This window comes from Citrobacter sp. NCU1 (genome assembly GCF_010231475.1).
Classification (GTDB): Bacteria; Pseudomonadota; Gammaproteobacteria; order Enterobacterales; family Enterobacteriaceae; genus Citrobacter_D.
In genome coordinates, this window is sequence record NZ_NRDO01000014.1 from 1 (window position 1) to 21,946 (window position 21,946).

Genomic DNA, 21,946 nt, shown 5'->3' on the forward strand with positions numbered 1-21,946 from the left:
GGTGATATGGATGACGGATGGCTGGCCGCTGTATGAATCCCGCCTGAAGGGAAAGCTGCACGTAATCAGCAAGCGATATACGCAGCGAATTGAGCGGCATAACCTGAATCTGAGGCAGCACCTGGCACGGCTGGGACGGAAGTCGCTGTCGTTCTCAAAATCGGTGGAGCTGCATGACAAAGTCATCGGGCATTATCTGAACATAAAACACTATCAATAAGTTGGAGTCATTACCGCCAACCTTATGTCATTCACCGCAACAATCCGTTTTAAAATATGGATGATAAACCAGGTAAATCTCGCCATACCCATGATTAAATTCGTCGGGCCTGCCAAAAATTTTTACGCCAGTAGACATTGTCGAGAGACGAACGCATCACCCCTCTACTGGTCGACGCATGGATAAATTGATTATTGGTGTCATAAATTCCGACATGCAGACCGCTCTCCCCCGAACCGGTTTTGAAAAAAACCAGATCGCCGGGCAGGAGGTCATCTTTGTCGATTTCCGTACCAATTTTGGACTGTTGTCGGGTGTCTCGTGGCAGTTGCAGATCGAACTGGTCACGCATCGTCATCAAAACAAACCCTGAGCAATCCACGCCGCTACGGCTCATTCCGCCATAACGGTACGGTGTTCCGCGCCAGTTTTGCAACTGATCATTAAGACCCGCGATAACCGTAATGGAATCCGAAAGTCTGGCATTTGGCGCAGGAGCGCGATGGCTACTACACCCAGCTAACACCAGTGCTGCGATAAGAAGGAACCAAAAACGCATTCAGGACGAATCCTCTTTTTTATTTTTATATCTATATAGCGTGGAAAGTGCCTTATTTTCAAGAGACCATTTAACTTAAGTGGTTGATATGAGCATTCTGTGTCCTTCTACATCCAGTCGCCGGAAGTTTAACCCATAAGCACGCGCTAAATTGGGCGGCGTCAGCACGTCTTCACGCGGGCCACAAGCAATCAACGCGCCACGTTTCAATAGCCACGCCTGATGCGCATGGCGTAGCGTATGGTTAAGATCATGGCTACTCATCACGACAGCAATTCCCTGGAGGCACAGTCGACTGAGCAATCGGTCCAATGCGTTTTGTTGCGCAACATCCAGACTGTTCATCGGTTCATCCAGAAGCAATAATTGCCCGTGAGGATTAGAATCCGGTGAAATTTGCAGCATCACCGCTGCAAGACGAACACGTTGCCACTCGCCGCCGGAAAGCTGATTCGTGCCCCGCTCCAGTTTATCGCCCAATCCAAGCGCATCTGCCATCTCTTTGAGCAGATCGGTTCGTGTTTTATCGGGCTGATGAAGCGTCAGGTAATGCCAGACAGGCATGGCAAAAGGGGGATTTTGCTGCTGCGCAAGGTAAGCGCGATGTTGGGCAAGTTTGGCGGCAGGCCAGGATTCCAGAGCCGTACCGCCAAATACGACAGTTCCGTCGCCGCAGGTCAAGCCCGCCATCCGCGCCAGAAGTGTGCTTTTCCCCGCGCCGTTAGGTCCGACAAGGTGCAAGATTTCCCCGGCTCTGATCGAACCTGAAAGTGGACCAAGCCGGGAGCCTTCAGCCACGTCCTGTAACTGCATCAGCACAGACATTATTTCTCCAACGCCAGTTTGATGCTTTCCATGACAATGGGATCTTCAGGCGTCATGTCGGGTGAAAAACGCTGCACGACATGTCCATCCCGGCCCACTAAAAACTTCTCAAAGTTCCACAAAATATCATCAGGATACAGCGGCGCACGACCTTTACTGACCATCCGTTCGTAAAAACCGCTTGCCTGTGGAGCAATAGCCGCAGGCGCGGCAGCGATCAATTTTTGGTACAACGGATGACGCGCATCACCATTCACATCAATTTTACTGAACATCGGGAACGTCACGCCCCAGGTCGTGGCGCAGTACGTTTTAATCTCATCTTCGCTGCCCGGCTCTTGTCCGAGGAACTGGTTGCACGGAAAACCCAGCACGGCAAATCCACGCTCTCCCCAGGTTTTTTGCAAGTTTTCCAGTTGCTCATACTGCGGCGTTAAACCACATTTTGATGCCACGTTAACGATCAACAGTACATTTCCGGCATATTTCTCCAGCGAGATGTCCTCACCGTCGATGTTCGTCACTTGAGTGTTGAGAATAGTCTTTTGCATAGCATCTCCCGGGTTACAGACGAATGAGTATGGAACAATGTCAGCTTTTAATCATAGACCGAACAGCGATGACCTTTATAGTTAACGTCCTGCTTTTAATAGCAACCAGATGAAGACCGGCGCCCCTAATGTCGCTGTCACCACACCAATGGGGAGTTCCGCGGAGGCGAGCGCCAGTCGGGCGATCACATCAGCCGTCAACAAAGCAATCGCCCCCGCCAGCGCACAAGCAGGCAATAAGACACGATGGTCGGTTAACCCGCACAAGCGCAATATATGGGGAATAACCAAACCGATAAAGCCGATTGCCCCAGCCAACGCCACGCTTACGCCAACCATCCATCCTGTCGCCACCACAAGAAGATTACGCCAGAACCATAAAGGCAACCCAAGCTGGCGAGCCGAGGTTTCGCCTAATGCCAGCATATTCATAGGCTGCGACTGACAGCAAATCCAGAGCAGAACCGGAATCAATGCAATCATCAACCAGCTCTGTTGCCAGTCAACGCCGCCGAATCCTCCCATCATCCAGTACATCAACTGGCGCAGGTCAAAAGAGGTGGAAAAATAGATCGCCCACGTCATCAGTGCGCTACAAATAATGCCCAGCGCGACACCGGCGAGCAGTAAGCGACTGGTCGAAAGATGACGACGCGCGAAACGCAGAAGAATTAGCGTGATAATGAGCGCACCTGCAATCGCACATAGCCCCAACGCCCAACCCGGAAGCTTCCCCTGCCCTAACAGCACGGCCGCAATCAGCCCCACGCCAGCGCCGTTGGAGACGCCGAGCAGTCCCGGCTCTGCAAGTGGGTTTTCAAATAGTGCCTGCATCACCGCGCCAGAGAGCGCCAGCGCGGCGCCTACCAGCAAAACAGCCAACGTCCGTGGCAGTCGAATTTGCCAGACAAACAGCTCGCCACGAGTACCAAACCACTCACCAGGAGCGATCCACTGTTCTCCAGCACATAAACTTACGGTAGCGGCCAGCAGCGTTAGCGCCGTCAGACTCAGAATCCAGCGCACATGTCGTCGCTGTTGTTGGCGGGCAAAAGTCAGCATATTTTCCATTCTGCTGAAAAGGGATGATATTGATTTTACGGTGCTTATACGGCAGTGAAAAGAAAAAAGGCCGCAAAAGCGGCCTTTTTAGTTAGTGAAAATTACTCTTCTTTGGGCGTTGCGTTTTCAACCCGACTCTTTAACTTCTGTCCGGGTCTGAAGGTCACCACGCGCCGTGCTGTAATGGGAATATCTTCGCCCGTTTTCGGGTTACGTCCCGGACGTTGATTCTTATCACGCAGATCGAAGTTACCAAAACCAGAGAGTTTTACCTGCTCACCGTTTTCCAGAGCACGACGGATCTCTTCGAAAAACAGCTCGACCAGTTCTTTGGCATCCCGCTTGCTAAGCCCAAGCTTATCAAACAGATATTCTGACATTTCAGCTTTTGTAAGCGCCATAGGTTCAATCCCTCAATGATGCCTGGAATCGCTCTTTTAATGCCTCTACACATTTGGCGACGGTAGCGGCAATCTCCTCTTCTTCGAGTGTACGGCTGGTATCCTGAAGGATCAGGCTGATAGCGAGGCTCTTATAACCCTCCGCAACACCCTTACCGCGGTACACGTCAAATAAGTTTACGCCAACTACCTGATTTACGCCAACTTTCTTACACTCAGATAAAATATCTGCTGCAGGAACGTTTTCTTCGACCACAACCGCGATATCACGGCGGTTAGCCGGGAAGCGAGAAATCTCACCCGCCTGAGGCACCACGCGGTCTGCGAGCTTATTCCACTCCAGTTCAAACACCAGAGTGCGACCGTTGAGATCCAGTTTACGTTCCAGCTCAGGATGAACAACCCCAATAAAACCAATACGTTCACCTTTCAGATAAATCGCTGCGGACTGTCCAGGATGCAGTGCCGGATTGGCTTCTGCTTTGAACTGAACGTCAGCAAGTTTACCGGTCAGGTCCAGCACTGACTCCAGGTCGCCCTTCAGATCATAGAAATCAACGCTCTCTTTTGCCAGGTTCCAGTGTTCATCGTGGCGGTTACCACAAATCACCCCTGCCAGCATCAGGTCCTGACGAATGCCCAGGTTCGCCTGAGTATCAGGAACAAAACGCAGACCGCTTTCGAAAATGCGTACGCGATTCTGCTGACGGTTCTGGTTATAGACAACGGTCGCCAGTAAGCCAGTCCACAGAGACAGGCGCATTGCTGACATCTCGACAGAGATTGGGCTTGGCAACAGCAGCGCTTCAACACCCGGGTGAATCAATTGCTGTACTTTAGGATCAACAAAGCTATAGGTGATCACTTCCTGATAGCCTTTGTCATTCAGCATCGTTTTGACGCGCTTCAGCGACAGATTGGCTTCACGGTGTGTCCCCATGATCAGACCCGCCTGAACCGGCTCATCAGGGATATTGTTGTAGCCGTACACGCGCGCCACTTCTTCAACCAGATCTTCTTCAATCTCCATATCGAAGCGCCAGCTCGGTGCAACTGCTTTCCACTCGTCCTGACCGTCAGTGACTTCGCAACCCAGACGACGCAGAATATCGCTCACCTGTTCATCCGCAACGTGATGACCGATCAGGCGATCCAGTTTGCTGCGACGCAGGGTAATGGTCGCACGCTTAGGCAACGTCGCTTCATGGGTGACGTCAATAACCGGACCGGCTTCACCACCACAGATGTCGATCAGTAGGCGCGTCGCACGTTCCATGGCTTTGTGCTGCAGAGCCGGATCCACGCCACGTTCATAGCGGTGAGATGCGTCGGTGTGCAGGCCATGACGGCGTGCGCGCCCCGTAATGGAGAGCGGGCTGAAGAATGCGCATTCCAGCAACACATTTTGCGTTTCGTCGTTCACACCGGAGTGCTCGCCGCCGAAGATACCGCCCATTGCCAGCGCTTTCTGATGGTCGGCAATGACCAGCGTGTCAGCGCTCAGTTTGGCTTCAGTGCCATCCAGTAGCACCAGAGATTCACCCTCTTTCGCCATCCGCACGACAATCCCGCCTTCGATGCGGTCTTTGTCAAACGCGTGCATTGGCTGACCCAGTTCGAGCAGCACGTAGTTGGTCACATCAACTACGGCATCAATAGAACGGATACCACAACGGCGCAGTTTCTCTTTCATCCACAGCGGCGTTGGTGCTTTAACGTTGATACCTTTGACTACGCGGCCCAGGTAGCGCGGACAGGCTTCTGGCGCGTCTACTGCGATAGGCAACGTATCATTGATCGTCGCCGCAACCGGCGCGATCTCCGGCTCAACCAACGGCTCTTTGTTCAGCACAGCGACGTCACGTGCGACACCGATAATACCTAAACAGTCGGCACGGTTTGGCGTCACACTGATCTCGATGGTGTTATCATCAAGTTTCAGATATTCGCGGATATCAGTACCGATCGGCGCATCCGCAGGCAGTTCGATGATGCCGTTATGATCGTCGGAAATTCCCAGTTCGGAGAAGGAGCACAGCATCCCTTCCGACGGCTCGCCACGCAGCTTAGCCGCTTTAATTTTAAAATCGCCCGGCAACACGGCACCGATGGTCGCCACCGCCACACGCAGCCCCTGACGACAGTTTGGCGCGCCGCAGACGATATCCAGCAGACGTTCACCACCGACATCGACTTTCGTTACACGCAGTTTGTCGGCGTTAGGATGCTGACCGCACTCCACCACTTCGCCCACGACCACGCCGTTAAACTCGCCGGCTACTGGCTCAACACCATCAACTTCCAGACCCGCCATCGTGATTTGGTTCGACAGCGCATCGCTATCGATAGCCGGGTTAACCCATTCGCGTAACCACAGTTCACTGAATTTCATTATTTATCCCTGCCTTTATTTAAACTGTTTGAGGAAACGCAGATCGTTTTCGAAGAATGAACGCAGGTCAGTCACGCCATAACGCAGCATCGTCAGACGTTCCATACCCATACCAAAGGCGAAGCCAGAGTAAATTTCCGGATCGATGCCGACATTACGCAGTACGTTCGGATGCACCATGCCGCAACCCAGCACTTCCAGCCATTTGCCGTTTTTACCCATCACATCCACTTCTGCAGAAGGTTCTGTGAACGGGAAGTAAGAAGGACGGAAACGGATCTGCAAATCTTCTTCAAAGAAGTTACGCAGGAAGTCGTGCAGCGTGCCTTTCAGGTTGGTAAAACTGATGTTGGTGTCAACAATCAAGCCTTCCATCTGATGGAACATCGGGGTGTGGGTCTGATCGTAATCGTTACGATACACGCGGCCCGGCGCGATGATACGAATCGGCGGTTGCTGGTCTTTCATGGTGCGGATCTGAACGCCAGAGGTCTGCGTACGCAGCAGGCGGGTCGCATCAAACCAGAATGTGTCGTGGTCTGCACGTGCCGGGTGATGACCTGGAATGTTCAGCGCATCGAAGTTGTGATAGTCGTCTTCGATTTCCGGGCCCGTCGCCACGGTAAAACCAAGCTCGCCAAAGAAACTTTCAATACGATCAATGGTACGGGTCACCGGATGCAGACCGCCGTTTTCGATACGACGACCAGGCAGTGAAACGTCAATCGTTTCAGCGGCCAGACGCGCGTTCAGAGCAGCATTTTCTAAATCTGCCTTACGTGCGTTCAGTGCTTGCTGCACCTGCTCTTTCGCTTCGTTGATAACCGCACCAGCGGCTGGGCGCTCTTCTGGCGGCAGTTCGCGCAGGGTCGTCATCTGAAGGGTTAAATGCCCTTTCTTGCCCAAATATTCGACGCGTACATTGTCTAACGCGGCAACATCTGACGCCTGGTTAATGGCTGCCTTTGCACTGGCAACCAGCTCTGCGAGATGTGACATGGTTTTCCTCATTGTGTCGGTGAAGACACCGTTTGTGGTCATTATTTTTGCTCTAACTATTTCGAGTTGCAGTCTGTACGCCTGCTACTTGAAATAGATCGCGCAATTTTAGATACAAAAAAAGCCTCCACTGGGGAGGCTTTCTGGCGCTGTTTTCCGTTTCATTTCTCACGCGCTAGCCTCCTGAAGTCAGGTGCTAAAGTAAAAAAAGAAACGGAAAATAGCAGCATTCATGCTTGCGTTACCTTGTTGGGTAAAAACCGAAAGACCTTTATTGAAAAGGGTTACGGGTAAATTGTCAAATGATTGATTGCACTACAAATAAAAGAGAGGGAGCCAGGCTCCCTCTTTTCACTGGCTTATGCCAGAGCTGCTTTCGCTTTTTCGACCAGAGCGGTGAACGCTAATTTGTCGAATACTGCGATGTCAGCCAGGATCTTACGGTCAATTTCAACAGAGGCTTTTTTCAGGCCGTTGATGAATTTGCTGTAAGAAATGCCGTTCTGACGTGCTGCTGCGTTGATACGCGCAATCCACAGTTGACGGAACTGACGCTTACGTTGACGACGGTCACGGTAAGCATACTGGCCGGCTTTGATAACAGCCTGGAAGGCAACGCGGTATACGCGAGAACGCGCACCGTAGTAGCCTTTGGCTTGTTTCATGATTTTTTTGTGACGTGCGCGTGCAATTACACCACGTTTTACGCGAGCCATATGTGCTCTCCTGTATCTATATTCTTAGTGAAAAAAAGTTAAACGTTAACGGCTTATGCGTACGGCAGGCACGCGATTACCAGACCCAGATCGCCTTTAGAAACAAGGCCTTTTGGACGCAGGTGACGTTTACGCTTAGTCGATTTTTTGGTCAGAATATGACGCAGGTTTGCATGCTTACGCTTAAATCCACCACCACCGGTTTTTTTGAAGCGCTTAGCAGCACCGCGTACGGTCTTAATTTTTGGCATTTTAATAACTTCCACTTCGCATTGTTAATAAACGAAACATAGGCGAACAACAGCTGTGGAACCCGTAGGCTCCACAGACATTGCTACTTGAAGGCCTTACTGTTTCTTCTTAGGAGCGAGCACCATGATCATCTGGCGGCCTTCGATCTTCGTAGGGAAGGATTCGACTACTGCCAGTTCACTCAGATCGTCACGAACGCGCGTCAGCACTTCCATACCGATCTGTTGGTGGGCCATCTCACGACCGCGGAAACGCAGCGTGATCTTAGCCTTATCGCCATCTTCCAGAAAGCGTACCAGGCTGCGGAGTTTTACCTGATAATCGCCATCGTCGGTACCAGGACGGAATTTAATTTCCTTAACCTGGATAACTTTTTGTTTCTTCTTCTGTTCCTTAGAAGACTTACTCTTTTCATAAAGGAACTTGCCGTAGTCCATAATACGACAAACTGGCGGTTCGGCGTTAGGGCTGATTTCAACTAAATCTACTCCAGCTTCTTCAGCTTTTTCGATAGCTTCTCTCAGACTCACAATACCCAAAGCTTCGCCTTCCAGACCTGTTAAGCGAACTTCCAGGGCGCGAATCTCGCCATTGATACGATTCGGACGTGCCGTTTGAACTCGTTTTCCGCCTTTAATACCTTATTCCTCCAGTTGTTGAAGACTGCGGCTGCGAATCTCTTGTTGCAGCTTCTCGATAACTTCATTTACGTCCAGGCTGCCCAAGTCTTTGCCACGACGGGTACGCACGGCAACTTTGCCTGCTTCTACCTCTTTGTCGCCACAGACCAACATGTAAGGGACACGACGTAAAGTGTGCTCGCGGATTTTAAAGCCTATCTTCTCATTTCTCAAGTCTGCTTTTACTCGAATACCCGCATTTTGTAGTTTCTGCGTTAATTCGTTAACGTATTCAGACTGTGAATCGGTAATATTCATGACCACAACCTGAACTGGCGCAAGCCAGGTCGGGAAGAAGCCAGCGAACTCTTCAGTCAGGATACCGATGAAACGTTCCATAGACCCAAGAATTGCGCGGTGAATCATAACCGGCACCTGACGTTCGTTGTTTTCGCCAACATAAGAGGCGCTTAAACGGGACGGCAGAGAGAAGTCCAGCTGTACAGTACCGCACTGCCATGCACGATCGAGGCAGTCATACAGGGTAAATTCAATTTTCGGACCGTAGAACGCGCCTTCACCCAGTTGGAATTCAAACGGGATGTTGTTTTCTTCCAGCGCAACCGCTAAATCCGCTTCAGCACGGTCCCACATTTCATCGCTACCGATACGTTTTTCGGGGCGAGTGGACAGTTTGACGACGATCTTCTCGAAGCCAAAAGTGCTATACATATCGTAGACCATACGAATGCAGGCATTCACTTCATCACGGATCTGCTCTTCAGTACAGAAGATATGCGCATCATCCTGAGTGAAGCCACGTACACGCATCAGGCCGTGTAGCGCACCTGACGGTTCGTTACGGTGGCAACTACCGAACTCCGCCATACGCAGTGGCAGATCGCGGTAGGATTTCAGACCCTGATTGAAGATCTGAACGTGACCCGGGCAGTTCATCGGTTTGATGCAATATTCACGGTTCTCGGAAGACGTGGTGAACATCGCATCTTTATAGTTGTCCCAGTGCCCTGTTTTTTCCCACAGAACACGGTCCATCATAAATGGGCCTTTCACTTCCTGATACTGGTACTCTTTCAGTTTTGAACGAACAAAAACTTCCAGTTCACGGAAAATGGTCCAGCCGTCATTGTGCCAGAACACCATACCCGGCGCTTCTTCCTGCATATGGTACAGGTCAAGCTGCTTACCGATTTTACGGTGATCGCGTTTGGCCGCTTCTTCCAGACGTTGCAGGTAGGCGCTCAGGGCTTTTTTATCGGCCCATGCAGTACCATAAATACGCTGCAACATCTTATTGTTGCTGTCGCCACGCCAGTACGCGCCTGCGGTTTTCATCAGTTTGAAGTGATGGCAGAAACGCATGTTCGGCACGTGAGGACCGCGGCACATGTCGACATATTCTTCATGATGATACAAGCCAGGCTTATCATCATGAGCAATGTTTTCATCAAGAATAGAGATTTTATACGTCTCGCCACGCTTCACGAAGGTTTCACGAGCTTCGTGCCAACTGACTTTTTTCTTAATGACGTCGTAGTTTTTCTCAGCGAGCTCGTGCATCCGCTTCTCGAGCGCGTCGACATCTTCCTGGGTTAACGTACGGTCAAGATCAATGTCATAGTAAAAACCGTTGTCGACAACCGGACCGATAGCCATTTTGGTATTCGGCCAAAGTTGTTTGATCGCGTGCCCTAACAGGTGCGCACAGGAGTGACGAATGATCTCAAGACCTTCTTCATCTTTCGCAGTGATGATGGAAAGCGTTGCATCATGCTCGATCAGGTCGGAAGCATCCACCAGCTCGCCATTTACACGGCCAGCAATGGTGGCTTTCGCCAGTCCTGGACCAATGTCCAGCGCAACATCCATGGGGCTTACAGCGTGGTCGTAATGGCGTTGGCTGCCATCAGGAAGAGTAATAACAGGCATGTTATATCCTTATTTGCAGTGGTGACCCACACGAAAGATCACATACAAAGAGAAAATGTATTTGTTTACAGTTAGTTGTGCGACCATCTAACCAACAATTGCTAAATTGGTACACAATCTGGTACACAAATGAAAATCCGCTAGGCGCCATCTTCATTCGGTCGAATGATGGTAACACTAAAAAAAGGGAGAATGCACTACCTTCCTCATTCCCTTGAGGAAGATCGTCATCATCGTCAGGAGGTGGCCCCGGACTCGGTGGTCGATGCTGCATATCCCCTCCCCGCTGACTCATATCAGACAGGTGGCATCGTCTGGAGTGGATGTTCCTGGCAGAGTTCCTTTCTGCATCCGTCACAGATGATTGTGCGAAGCATTGGTTCTCCTAGATCTGATTATTAATCGCAAATGAATAATATCCACACAAAACTTACTTCATATAACGACAACATTACTGAATTGCAGTATCGATCGAGTTTAATAATGGTGATACACTTCTCATCCATTGATTGTCATAGTTTTCAATGAGAAAGCTATGTGCCAGAACAAACCGATCACATTTAAAGTGGTACAACAGATGGGAAACAACGAATGCTATACTCGTATCTTGTATCTATAACCATTATTGGTAGCTTTATAATTTTTTGTGGTATTTTATCAAGATTAAATACGCTACCGCACCTGTCATCAGGTGATGATGTTAGAAAAAGATACACGCACGTGGATGGTATAAGAGGTCTTGCTGCTGTATTTGTTGTTTGCGCTCACAGCTGGAGAGTTGGATTATCCGGATTTTCCAATCAAGAAATACTTGTACCAAGCTTCAAATACAATGTAGCTCTTGGTGCCATAGGCGTTCAGATATTTTTTTGCATCACCGCTTTCTTATTCATAAAAAAACTAATAAACAATAGAAATCAAGATTGGAGTAAATATTTTTGGTCTAGATTCAAAAGATTGGCCCCTCTTTACTCATTTTTTGTTTTGGTGGTTTTGTCAATAGGATTGGCCATGTCATCATCTATTGATGAAAGATTCATTGTTAATTCAATAAAGTTGATGACTTTTGGATTCCTTTCTGATTCATATTTGCTTACCGGATTTGATGGTAGTCAACTTGTTACTATGGTGTGGACTCTTCCATTTGAAATTAAGTTTTACATTACCCTTCCTTTGATTGCTGCAATAATGTCTTCAAGAAAAGCATCTGCAGTATGCTTTATATGTTTAATATCTTTAGCTTCCTTTGTTTTTTACATAGATGGGAAAAACATGTGGGCGTGCTTCATTGCCGGAGGAGTCGCAGCTTTAATTGAGTCAAAAATAAATAAAAATAATATAATCAAATACTCATCCACAATAATATTTATTATGTCCATTGTGTCTACTGCGTACTTAACAACGATAAACACACACAATTATAGTTACATTAAAATAATGTCAGTATCAATCATGTTTATATCATTCATAATAAGCGAGCCATCAATATTTAAATGCAAGTCTTTGCAGTATATGGGAGAAATCAGTTATAGTATTTATCTATTGCATGTGATTGCATTTTACGCCTTTGCTATTATAGGAGGTAGTTATTTAAACGGAATTTATGTTTCAGGAACTCAATTGCTTTTAATACAGTCTTCGTTATGCCTTATTATATGTATGGGTTGCTCGCTAACATTTAGATATATAGAATATCCTTTTATAAGAAAGTCTTGATTGTTTATATTGGGAGGGCGCTCGCACCCTTCCAATTTGTGGATTATGATTTCACGCTAAATTCATAATCAGCAGTTGACTGCTTAACTCCATTATCAAAGAAGATGCCATACTCAGATGCGCCACCCTCTTGGCCATACACTCTATTTCCTACGGAGCTGAAGCTAGAAGACGTTGAGATTATACACCGCCTAAATACTCCACCTTGTGAATTTTCGCTGTTCCATGTGTTGTGACTTAATGATGACCTCAAATAACCTCTGGTGTCAGTGAATCCTGACCTGGTCATTGTACATCCAGTTACTACAGCAAATAACCCCTGAACGATACTGCATTGCGCATTCACTGCCTGTGTTGATCCATCTATAGATATGCAATCAGAAACATGCACCTCCTGAACCTCGGTAGCAAAAGCTATATATCTTGAGAGCTTAATGGAGCACATCCTTACGTTTAATCGCACTCCAGTTATCGGGTTGGTAGAGTTATTAACTTGTACAAGCAATTGTGGCTGAGTTCCTATCACGCTTGATAGTTGGTTTCCAGAAAGATTTATAATAACATTCCTGGTTACAGACGCCGACCCTGTCAATGTGCTTATAAGAATCTCAGAGTCAGTGACAGCCTCTCCGCTTCTGGGTATGGTATTCCTATCGACATTAATAGTAGTACCAGATGACTCTACATATTCTGGTTTGTATGCTACACATAGGAATGGTCTCGACCTGATAGTGGAAGAACCATGGCCTATGTATACATTGTCTGATATATTTATAATTCCGCTAACAAATACATTTATTGCGGAAATTGCTTCAGTTCTTGGCACTCCAGGCGTGTACGGTGTAACCCTGTCAATAAAGCAGTTAGATATCGTTAAATTCTTTATTGCTGCTGACGCGCCTGGTGAATGACCACCTATTGGCCTTGGTGGGTATGATTTTATAGAGCCATCTAAGTTCAGTTTTGGTACAAATCTACAGTTGCTGAAAACAGCGTTGGTGGAGCTTCTTCCGTCGAAGAAAGTATCATACTCTGGATGTCTCCATGACTGCCCGGCAGGGTCAGCCTCTGCAAGCTGGAAGGCCTCTGCATATTTATTTACTTGTGACCCAAGATTGCTACCAACAACCTGGCAGTTTGCTACCATTATTTCTGAGCAGCCAATTGCGTCTAGGACGTGACCATTAACAACGCATTCTTCAAATATGCAGTTTTTAATTGTGATTCCAACAACCATGCTCATATCAAAACATGCAATTGCCGATGTGTTATTTCCTACAAACCTTATATTGTCCACCGATATATTTCTTCGAAATCCTCCAGTTGCATAAGGATAAGCGCCAATCAGGAATCCGATAGTTATATTAACTATCGCTCCATCCTCACCGTATATTGAAAAGTTATCAACCTTTATTTCATGTGCTACAGAGTTTACAGGCCACTCTCCGCTTGGTATATAGATGGTGCGATAATCACTCTTCTGAGTGAACATCATGATATTGTTTATGGCTCGCGTGGTTGCTGTTGCATCACCTTGCTTGGCTCCATAGTACCTTATATCAAGAGTATCGAATTTTGTTGTTCTTAATGCGTATCCATTATTTGTTTTGAAAACATAACCAAAGTCTTCATCAGTGTTACCTTCCTGAATGATGCAGTCGAATTCAGGGATATCACCTGCCTCATAATACCCAAGAACTCTAACTTTTGTTCCGATTGGTTCATTTAGGAGGTGGAGCTCGCTAACAGTTTCAACTCTGTGGAATAGGGTGTCATATTTATCTAATTTATCCTGTAGCGTTCCACCACCATCTACGCCTATTAATGAAGCGCCGCTATCACTTCCCAGCTCTTGTCTTAGTTGGTCTGGTGAATATTTTAATATGTCTGGGAAATAGAACTGCTGCGAGTTATATAAATCATACACTGCCATGCTATGGTTTTGCACTGTAACAAATTTCGCAATCTGCCCATTGTATACAGGATATCCTCCTGAGTTAATTACAAGTGGCTGATCAATTGGTACGTGTGAGCCATCTTCATTCTCCAGGTATACTTGAATTTGATTGGATGGCGATGTTGGGTCGGTATCAGGAAGCCCTATGTAGATCTTCCCGTTTGCTACGGCCTTGAATTGACGAGGCATCGTAAACAATTGGCTTGGCATTGATACGACAACGTTGGCAGTAATGTCTGACATTTATTTTGCTCCGGGCGCAGCAAAGCCGCACAAGCTAAAACTTGCGCAGCATTGCGTTAAATTAAGTTATTGGTTGTTATTGCTGAGTTGCTTCGTTAGCCAGTAGCGGTCTGATGGCAACTGCAGCCTGGTTCAACGCCTTTTCATGTGCAGGAGTACCTGCCTTTGTGTTTGCAAGACGTAGAAGCGCATTTCTGGCTGGCTGGCTTTCATACATTCGCAAGGCAAGTCCATATCCAGCCTCAGAAGCAAGAGATATACCAAGTGTTGGTATGGCCGCCGCCACTCTTAATGGATTTGCCAGCGCCTGCCCTGTCTGCGTTACCACATTTGCAGCATCAGATCTGGCCGTCTCTCTCAGAACATCATGCAAAGCATCCAGTTCCTTCATGTGCTTCCCGCTGAAAATGGTGTTGTAGATCGCACCGCCAGACTGAGATTTTAGCTTGTTAACTTCCGTCATGAATTTTGCAGGTGAATCACCGGCGCGCTCTGCAATCTTGCTGATGTACGCCGCCCGCATTGCATCCTTGCCCTTATCATCAAGGGCGCTCCAGATGCGTTTAACATCTGATGGTTTGCGGCTATACACTACGCTGTTAATCAGTTCAGGGGTCGATTCACTGCTGGCCTTGTTCAGTTTATTGGCAATGTTCTTATTCAGAACCTTATTATAGACATTGGCGTAGTCAGAATTCGCTTTCAGATACGCCGATGCATCGCTCGGTCCAAGCGTTTTCCCAACGGCATTCCGCAAATCTCTGGACATGGCATTCTCAACCATATTGGTGGCCGCCTTTGCCTGATCAGGGAATACCATAGAGTCACCCTGAACATTTGAACGAAATGCGGTGCGGTGCTGGCGCAGTAAGTCAAACGTCATATCAAGATCTGCAGCCGGGTCGGCCAGTTCATCGCGAAGATTACGAAGAGAGGTAAGAAGGTTCTGATTCGCGGACGTACCTAGCCTTTCCTGTCTGGCGATAGCGGTATCCAGAGCATTCATGGTATTGGTGGTATCTACCGCAGTATTTCCCATCTTGTTGGTGACGTCATTAATAACGGCGCCAGCTGCATCCTTTCGGCCTCTTAACGTGCTGGTTAGCGACTGGACCACGTCATCAGGATTATATTCACCGAAACGGTCAAGGTAGTTGCTTACAAGCTTGCTCCTGGTTGCGTATTGCTCAGCACGTTTCGCGCCAGTTCCGAGAATGGCACCTTCACCGCCTTGCACAAGACCTCGTGTGAGTGCGCTTTCAGGCTTTATTAAGTCAGATGTCATAGGCGTTACACCCATGCTTTCTGCCGTCTCAATAACGCGTTTTGCTTCCGGTGCTATCTCACCCTTTAATGCTGTAACTCCACGCCCTATTACTTTTGCGGCGCCTGACAACAACCCCTGAGCACCAAGGTTAATTGCTGCATTCTTTGCGACGTTCTCAGCGAAATCTCCCTGCTGGTTGGCAGCCTCAGCAACGGATCCGGCCGCCATGCTTCCAGCCCCCTTAATTCCTGGAATAAGATACCCACCAATGGTTTCTCCAGCCTGAGCATATGGATCGGTTGGCTTGTCAATCGGTCGATACACGTCATCAAGAACCTTTGGACCACCTAATCCCTGACTAATAGCGTTAATCAGGCTGGCGCCGCCTTGCAGCACATCAAACGGGATGTTAACCAGTCCGCGACCAGCTTGCTCTGTAATCTGTCCGGCACTCTTCCCGCCAGTCAGGAAATCACCAGCGCGCTGCATTAATGATGTCTCTTGTTGCTGTGGATTGTTTTCTGTGGTCGTAGATGTGCGTTGCCGTTCCTGCTGTGCAGACTGCCCAGAAAAATACTCATCAATAGCCGATCCAATATCCTCAGTGCTTGTTCCTTCTGGGAATGTGAATGTCTTACCGTTGGCTGTAACTTTCATTATTCCACCGTGAATCGAATGCCGGATTTAGAGGTGTGCATTGCAGGCTGCTGTGGTGCTTGCTGTTGTTGCTTATTTTGTTCGGGTTGTTGGTCCTGATTGTTAGCAGCTGTAGACACAGCTAACGCGTCATATACTCGACCAGACTGACCGCGAAGTGAGTTGTATTGACCTTTCATTTTTCGCATTTTTGTATCGGTTGCGCCTTTTGAGTCGCCAGGTTGCGGTAGGTACATTTTCGAATACTCCTGCATTTCAGGAAGAGTAATCGCTGCCCCTGTTTCTGGTCGCAAAATTGCGTAAAGCGCATCCCTGGCATTAACCATATACTGCTGTTCTGCCGGAGATAGGCTCAGGTTTGCTATAGTTCCATCACCAAGAGAGCGGTTAATTAATGCTACACGCTTCGGGTCAATGGTTTTTCCAAGCTCGTTCATGGAGTCCATTGAATCCTTTAGGCGCAAGGCAAAACCTGCTGCTTTCTTAGAGCCTTCATTAGCCTTGTCGATGATCGACTGAGCCTGAGGCAGACTGATTGGTTTAATGCCGTCGCCATTGATGGGCTGGTTAATTTTCCCGGCCTCTTCGCTGCCGTCCGTGTAGTATTTCGTCACCGAACCATCAGGATTGGTTTCAACCTTCATCAGTTTTTTGGCTGATGGATTGATGCCTGCAGCGGCGGCAAATGTTGCCGCTGATTCAGGATCTGATTTCAGCAATTGCGCATACTGGTTATAGTTTTGCATCGCTGCAGTTGGCGCATTAGCTGAGCGAATGGAGTTTTCACGACTTATATTCTGACCGCGAATAGTGTTAGCTTCGCTAGCCTGGTTGCTGCGGATCTGCTCTGCAAGTTGTCCTCGAGAAATATCGCGACCAGCGATCTTGTCCTGGATATCGAAATACTTCTCAGGACCAACTGCGTGCATACCGAGCATGTCTGTTAACTGGCTAAATCCTTGCGGATTCTGCTGGTACGTCTCCCATGCCTGTTGGGGAGACACTCCGATCTGCTGCAGCGCATTCTGATTATTTGCAAGCTCCCTCATCACTGCGTCCGGACCCTGTGCCGCTGCAATGTTAAGGCGCGCCGACATGTCGCCCATTGACTGATTGCGATCAGCGTCAATAAATCCCATTCCCTGGCGGATTGTTTCAATCTGTTCTGGATTTGATGCCGCCAGTTGGCGCAATGCATCGCGATCGCCTGCCGCATAAGCCTGGCCGAATGCCTGCTGAAATTCAGACAGTCGCTTGGCAGCCTCACCCTGGCCAATTGCCTGAGTTATACCGCTAATTCCCTGCGCAAGTTGAACGCCAACATTTGGCCGCTGAGTAAAGTCATAACTGGATAGTGACGGCTGACCAGGCGCATTCTGGTTAGACACCTGCATTGATGGCAGGCCTGCAAGTTGAAATGTGGCCACGATAACCCCTTAAAACAGAGAGCCGAGAATCCCAATACCAGCACCAATGCCAGCACCCCACGGAGTTGATGATCCGAGAAGATTTGCGATGCCAGCACCGGCAAGCGCTCCGCTTGTTCCGCCGGCAACAGCATTGCCAAATGATGATTGCCCTGAGCCCTGAGACTTAATAGCCGCCATTTGCTGGGCAAGATTCCCGGCATTATTGGCATAGTTCTGCCCGGCTGACGCCTGACCTGCCGCAGCCGACTGACCGACGTTTAACAGGTTTCCGTAATTCTGCATTTGTCCGGATAGCCAGTTTTGCCCCAGCGTTGGCGCGATGGCCGCAAGCTGATTACTGGTTGCGGTGGATCCAAGACCACCAGTCGCTTCAGCTGCGTTGAGATTTTGATAGCGGGCCTGGTTTGCAAGTTGGTTGTACTGATCTGACCCGTAATACTGATTGAGGGCCTTGTTCTGGCCTTCCAGTGTTGACAGTTGCTGGATCTGCTGAAGAGCAGGAAGACCGGCTGCGGCGTAAGGTGCGAGCTGCTCCATCACTCTGTTGAATTGCTGGTTTTGAAGGTCTGCAGCGTATCGAGTTGCCTCAGCTGCATACTTTGCGCTTTTATCGGCACCGCCCCCACCTTTCCCACCTTTTTCAGGATAAAGAGGCTCCTCACCGCGCAGTTTCCTGCCCAGTGCAAAAATGTTGCTCATGATTAACTCCTGCTTTTTTGGAGGAAGGCTTCTAACTCTTCTCTGGTTGCTGAATAGAAGGTGACGTCATCGACGCCTTTGAAATACTTCCTGATGGTGCCTACGCGGGTCATGCCGATCATCGTGCAGTAGATCTGCCCGTGGCGAAATTTTCGCGCAGCATAGGAGATGACGCAGGCGAAATTGGTAGTGGCAATGATGTGTCGCCAGAATGCAAGGCCGATGTCTTTGCTGAATCCCCTGGCGTTTGGCAGATACATCGCATGGCAGTCGAATGTCAGGGGTTGCGTTTCTTGGTAGTAGACGATGCCGCCGAACTCACCATGCACATGCACCTCAAAGTATTTCGTGTCAGGCTTGTAGTCATACCCATCGCCATTGTTGCTGCCAGCGATGATGTCAGGATGGTTTCCGACGGCCTCAACCAGATCGGCGTCTCGCGTTTGCTTGAATGTGATCATCATTGCTCCGCGATAATTTTGATGGTGGTGGCAGTGAATGTTGCGCCGTTTGACTTAATAGTCAGCGTGCTACCATTGGTGGCAAGGAAGCCGTTTTTATCAACACTGAAGAAGGTTGCCAGCAAGATGTTGTCAGTGGTGGTAATTGCAGTCCTGTCGTTTACCAGCGTGTCAGGGACTGTGCCAGAGAACGTCAATTGCATAGAGCGGTTACCTGTTCCACCAGGCCACGACCCAACGAGAGACAACTTAAACTGGACGCTTTTATTCTCGTTGTAGACGACCATCTTGTTGTTGACGGTGTCGAAGAACGGCGCGAGTGTTCCTGATGCTGGCGTTAGAGTTTTTATCAACGAAATCAGGTTGGTCGCTGTTGTGGTTATCGGCAGGCTTATCCCGGTGTAAATAACCTCTGACTTCTTCCTCGTGACGGCGTATTCAAGAGCGTCAATTCGCGTTTCGTGGTCTGCAAGAGACGCCTGTATGGAAATGACTTCATCAGTCAGAAAATCAATGTCGTTTTCTGCTGTTGTCATCCGTGAATCAAGGCTAACTATGGCCGCTTCTGCGTTTGTTATCCTTGTTTCATGGTTTTGTATTTTTGCTTCTGCGGCGTCGAGCCTGATTTCGTGGTCAACGAGGATTGTATCCTGCTCATCGTTTTTTACCTGCGCATCGTATGCCCCTTGCCCGGCTTCGTTCGCCTTCCCAGCAACATTTTTAAAGTCTTCTGTCTGGCTTAAAACGTACTGCTGGTATGCGGGGGTAAATATCGATGGCAACGATGCAGCCATAACACCGATCGCCTGCACGATGACAGGCACATTCAGATTGGGATCTGCCATTATTCAGCCCTGATTGAGAGCCCTGATAATGTGACAGGAGCTTTTGTGATTACGCGGAATTTGAATGCTATGTTTTTCCGCACTCGCCCAACACGGCGCCAGATGGTTCGTGAGTCGTAGCGGAATGGCGCATTCCACGGAATCATCTGCTCTCTTCCCCAGTTAATTCCGTCAGTAGTGGCAGAGATAAGCAACCGATCGGCAATCTGCGCAACGCCGGTACTGGACTCAAGTTCCAGGTCGAATAACAGAGCGTTATCAGCCTTGATGAGTGGAGTAAACAGCAAGTGCTCCTGCTGCTTTCCGTACTGGCTTGAGATATCTGTTTTTGTATTCCCGGTCACCGCTTCTGTTTTATCGCCACAGGTGATTTCGTTGCCTTCATACATGAAGTCGATGGATCTATAGACATCATCGTTAAGTCCGGTTTTCAGCACCGACCATTGCGGGCCGTTCTGACTTGCTGATCCGTCATACACCAGCACATGGCGAGGCAAATGCACTATCAGTAACTCGTGTGAGTCAAAACGCAGCGATTCAAGAACACACGTGGCCAGTTCTCCCGCCGTGTATTCGCGAAGATATTTATCGATGCGCGCGGTGGAGATCGGAACAGCTCGTCCAGAGTCAACGAGATATACCGACGGGGCTCCGGACGCCTGGTTGCTGACAATCGCGAACGCATCCATAAACACGGTCTTGCAGAATGTTCCCGCGATGCCTTTTTGCACCATGTATGCAGGGTTGTTCACATAAAGCGCGGCGCCAGCAGTAGTTGCACCAGTCAGCGTGAAATACTCAATGGTTGACGAACCAAAGCACACGATATAGTCATGCCACACGCCCATTCCGATGATACCGTCAGGCTGCGATTCAGCCCGGTACTCTGCGGATAACCGGTCAGGGTGCGATTCATCCTCAAGGTCGGAAATGAAGAATGAATCAGAGCCATCTTTCGACCATGCGTAGCGACCACGGACGCGAACAACATCACGAGCGGATCCGAGCTCATACTGGATGTACGTCGAATCAACAGGCCAGTTGGCGATGGTCTTTACCGTTCCGTCATACCGGTACAGAACAACCTGGCCGCCGGTCACCACCGCCTGAGATGTACGGCTATGGGCCATAGGAGTACGCGCCGTCCCTGACACATCACCGACTTCAGCCTCTCCACGGTAAAGCTTCCCGCCACAGACGCGATAAACGGAGTTCTGAGACGTGTTGAACTGAACGCCACGCGATACACCGTTAACATCGCGTCGCTTCTCTATGCCCGGGAATGAACGCAAATACCCATTGCTGTTGAGTACCTCTTTCGGCACGGCAAGCATGTTTGTCGGCAACAGGTCGATATAGTCTGCGTCGCTGAAACTCTTACCAAGCCCGCGCATCAGTGGTATTTGCTGAACAGGCATCATTCGCTCCCGTTATTGCATGGATCTTTACGATGGAAGTATCGCCACCCAACCTGATTGGCCAGGCGATTTCCACTTCCAATCGGCATGCGGTTTGGATAACCGGCTTTGCATTTCGCATCGACCGCCCGCGACATTGCTGACAGTTTAACGAGTTGTTCTTTGCCGTATCTGGCTGTGGTTACGAGCTTGCCAGATGCTTCTCGGCCATAGTCAGTAGCGATGCGGCACGCAAGGTTGGTAATGACGGCGTTTAGCGTATTATTCTGCAATCCGTGGTCATCGCCAGGCTGTGCAGGTTCGCCATCAGGCGCAAACAGATATCCGATACTGATACCAGGCGAGTCATCACCGCCCAGCCATTCAGCCATCATCATCTCGAGGTCATTTACGGCGTCACCTGTAGACTGCGGCTCAACGTCGGTTAGCGTGGAATCGGAGGCGATACCGAGCTTGCGCAACGCCGCGAGAACCAGATCATTCTTCGTCGTCAGATTCATCTGCTACCGCCTTTGGTTTGCGGCCACGTTTAAGCAGGTCATCTGGATGTGACAACCAACCAGCATCGAGATGCTCACTAATCTGGTCTTCGCTCACGATTTTCCAGTCATAGCCGACGCCTTTCCACGTTTTCGCCTTTCCTGGCTTAAAAAGCATTTTTGACATGTCACGCTCCAAAAATTAAAGGGGCCGAAGCCCCTGTGAT

Annotated in this window: 23 protein-coding genes and 1 other annotated feature; of the genes, 2 read left to right on the forward strand and 21 right to left on the reverse strand. The window is 49.0% G+C overall.

What is annotated here, in order from left to right; translation table 11 throughout:
- A partial coding sequence (locus CJP72_RS05980) for an IS1 family transposase (protein ID WP_024169687.1) occupies positions 1-220 on the forward strand: 220 nt, incomplete at its 5' end.
- Between the two features lie 94 nt (positions 221-314).
- Here the strand turns inward: CJP72_RS05980 and CJP72_RS05985 are convergent.
- The 12 genes from CJP72_RS05985 to thrS form a co-directional block, all read right to left on the reverse strand.
- Positions 315-779, reverse strand: coding sequence for an NlpC/P60 family protein (locus CJP72_RS05985; RefSeq protein ID WP_162379980.1), 465 nt, complete (start codon positions 777-779; stop codon positions 315-317).
- 75 nt (positions 780-854) lie between these two features.
- On the reverse strand, positions 855-1,604 hold the full coding sequence (gene btuD / locus CJP72_RS05990) for a vitamin B12 ABC transporter ATP-binding protein BtuD (protein WP_162379981.1): 750 nt from the start codon (positions 1,602-1,604) through the stop codon (positions 855-857).
- Positions 1,604-2,155 carry a glutathione peroxidase gene (locus tag CJP72_RS05995; RefSeq protein ID WP_162379982.1) on the reverse strand — a complete coding sequence of 184 codons (552 nt, stop codon included), beginning with the start codon at positions 2,153-2,155 and terminating at the stop codon, positions 1,604-1,606. The genes btuD and CJP72_RS05995 overlap by 1 nt, the downstream gene beginning before the upstream one ends.
- 81 nt (positions 2,156-2,236) lie before the next feature.
- On the reverse strand, positions 2,237-3,217 hold the full coding sequence (gene btuC, locus CJP72_RS06000; protein WP_162379983.1) for a vitamin B12 ABC transporter permease BtuC: 981 nt from the start codon (positions 3,215-3,217) through the stop codon (positions 2,237-2,239).
- Positions 3,218-3,318: 101 nt separating this feature from the next.
- The gene (gene ihfA, locus CJP72_RS06005) at positions 3,319-3,618 is read right to left on the reverse strand and encodes an integration host factor subunit alpha (RefSeq protein WP_003030571.1); all 300 of its coding nucleotides are present in this window, start codon (positions 3,616-3,618) and stop codon (positions 3,319-3,321) included.
- 4 nt (positions 3,619-3,622) lie between these two features.
- Complete coding sequence (pheT, locus tag CJP72_RS06010; RefSeq protein WP_162379984.1) at positions 3,623-6,010, reverse strand: phenylalanine--tRNA ligase subunit beta; 2,388 nt, start codon at positions 6,008-6,010, stop codon at positions 3,623-3,625.
- A gap of 15 nt (positions 6,011-6,025) precedes the next feature.
- The gene (gene pheS, locus CJP72_RS06015) at positions 6,026-7,009 is read right to left on the reverse strand and encodes a phenylalanine--tRNA ligase subunit alpha (RefSeq protein ID WP_162379985.1); all 984 of its coding nucleotides are present in this window, start codon (positions 7,007-7,009) and stop codon (positions 6,026-6,028) included.
- Between the two features lie 114 nt (positions 7,010-7,123).
- Positions 7,124-7,248 (reverse strand) — a sequence feature (Phe leader region).
- Positions 7,199-7,243, reverse strand: coding sequence for a pheST operon leader peptide PheM (gene pheM, locus CJP72_RS06020; RefSeq protein ID WP_001386830.1), 45 nt, complete (start codon positions 7,241-7,243; stop codon positions 7,199-7,201). It overlaps the preceding feature by 45 nt.
- A 120-nt stretch (positions 7,249-7,368) precedes the next feature.
- Positions 7,369-7,725 (reverse strand): 50S ribosomal protein L20, encoded by a 357-nt coding sequence (gene rplT / locus CJP72_RS06025; protein ID WP_162379986.1) that lies wholly within the window; start codon positions 7,723-7,725, stop codon positions 7,369-7,371.
- A 53-nt stretch (positions 7,726-7,778) separates the two neighbouring features.
- Positions 7,779-7,976, reverse strand: coding sequence for a 50S ribosomal protein L35 (rpmI, locus tag CJP72_RS06030; protein ID WP_003030583.1), 198 nt, complete (start codon positions 7,974-7,976; stop codon positions 7,779-7,781).
- Positions 7,977-8,072: 96 nt separating this feature from the next.
- Entirely contained in the window at positions 8,073-8,615 is a 543-nt protein-coding gene (infC, locus tag CJP72_RS06035; protein ID WP_071828920.1) for a translation initiation factor IF-3, read from the reverse strand.
- Between the two features lie 3 nt (positions 8,616-8,618).
- A complete protein-coding gene (gene thrS, locus CJP72_RS06040; protein WP_162379987.1) occupies positions 8,619-10,547 on the reverse strand; it encodes a threonine--tRNA ligase in 1,929 nt (642 codons plus the stop codon).
- 591 nt (positions 10,548-11,138) lie between these two features.
- Between thrS and CJP72_RS06045 the strand changes: the two genes are divergently transcribed.
- The gene (locus CJP72_RS06045; RefSeq protein ID WP_162379988.1) at positions 11,139-12,263 is read left to right on the forward strand and encodes an acyltransferase family protein; all 1,125 of its coding nucleotides are present in this window, start codon (positions 11,139-11,141) and stop codon (positions 12,261-12,263) included.
- 43 nt (positions 12,264-12,306) lie between these two features.
- On the opposite strand, the gene CJP72_RS25410 is transcribed toward CJP72_RS06045, so the two are convergent.
- From CJP72_RS25410 to CJP72_RS06090, 9 genes are all read right to left on the reverse strand, one after another.
- A complete protein-coding gene (locus CJP72_RS25410) occupies positions 12,307-14,463 on the reverse strand; it encodes a phage head-binding domain-containing protein (protein ID WP_238340008.1) in 2,157 nt (718 codons plus the stop codon).
- A gap of 76 nt (positions 14,464-14,539) precedes the next feature.
- Complete coding sequence (locus tag CJP72_RS06055; RefSeq protein WP_162379989.1) at positions 14,540-16,387, reverse strand: DNA transfer protein; 1,848 nt, start codon at positions 16,385-16,387, stop codon at positions 14,540-14,542.
- A complete protein-coding gene (locus CJP72_RS06060) occupies positions 16,387-17,814 on the reverse strand; it encodes a phage DNA ejection protein (RefSeq protein WP_162379990.1) in 1,428 nt (475 codons plus the stop codon). The genes CJP72_RS06055 and CJP72_RS06060 overlap by 1 nt, the downstream gene beginning before the upstream one ends.
- A 9-nt stretch (positions 17,815-17,823) precedes the next feature.
- Positions 17,824-18,516 (reverse strand): DNA transfer protein, encoded by a 693-nt coding sequence (locus tag CJP72_RS06065; protein ID WP_162379991.1) that lies wholly within the window; start codon positions 18,514-18,516, stop codon positions 17,824-17,826.
- A 2-nt stretch (positions 18,517-18,518) separates the two neighbouring features.
- The gene (locus tag CJP72_RS06070; RefSeq protein WP_162380023.1) at positions 18,519-18,977 is read right to left on the reverse strand and encodes a DUF2824 family protein; all 459 of its coding nucleotides are present in this window, start codon (positions 18,975-18,977) and stop codon (positions 18,519-18,521) included.
- A complete protein-coding gene (locus CJP72_RS06075; protein WP_162379992.1) occupies positions 18,977-19,822 on the reverse strand; it encodes a tail needle knob protein in 846 nt (281 codons plus the stop codon). The genes CJP72_RS06070 and CJP72_RS06075 overlap by 1 nt, the downstream gene beginning before the upstream one ends.
- Entirely contained in the window at positions 19,822-21,240 is a 1,419-nt protein-coding gene (locus CJP72_RS06080; protein WP_162380024.1) for a packaged DNA stabilization protein, read from the reverse strand. Before CJP72_RS06080 ends, CJP72_RS06075 begins: the two co-directional genes overlap by 1 nt.
- Positions 21,240-21,740, reverse strand: coding sequence for a packaged DNA stabilization gp4 family protein (locus CJP72_RS06085; protein WP_162379993.1), 501 nt, complete (start codon positions 21,738-21,740; stop codon positions 21,240-21,242). The genes CJP72_RS06080 and CJP72_RS06085 overlap by 1 nt, the downstream gene beginning before the upstream one ends.
- On the reverse strand, positions 21,718-21,906 hold the full coding sequence (locus CJP72_RS06090) for a hypothetical protein (protein ID WP_162379994.1): 189 nt from the start codon (positions 21,904-21,906) through the stop codon (positions 21,718-21,720). The genes CJP72_RS06085 and CJP72_RS06090 overlap by 23 nt, the downstream gene beginning before the upstream one ends.
- Positions 21,907-21,946: the final 40 nt, after the last annotated feature.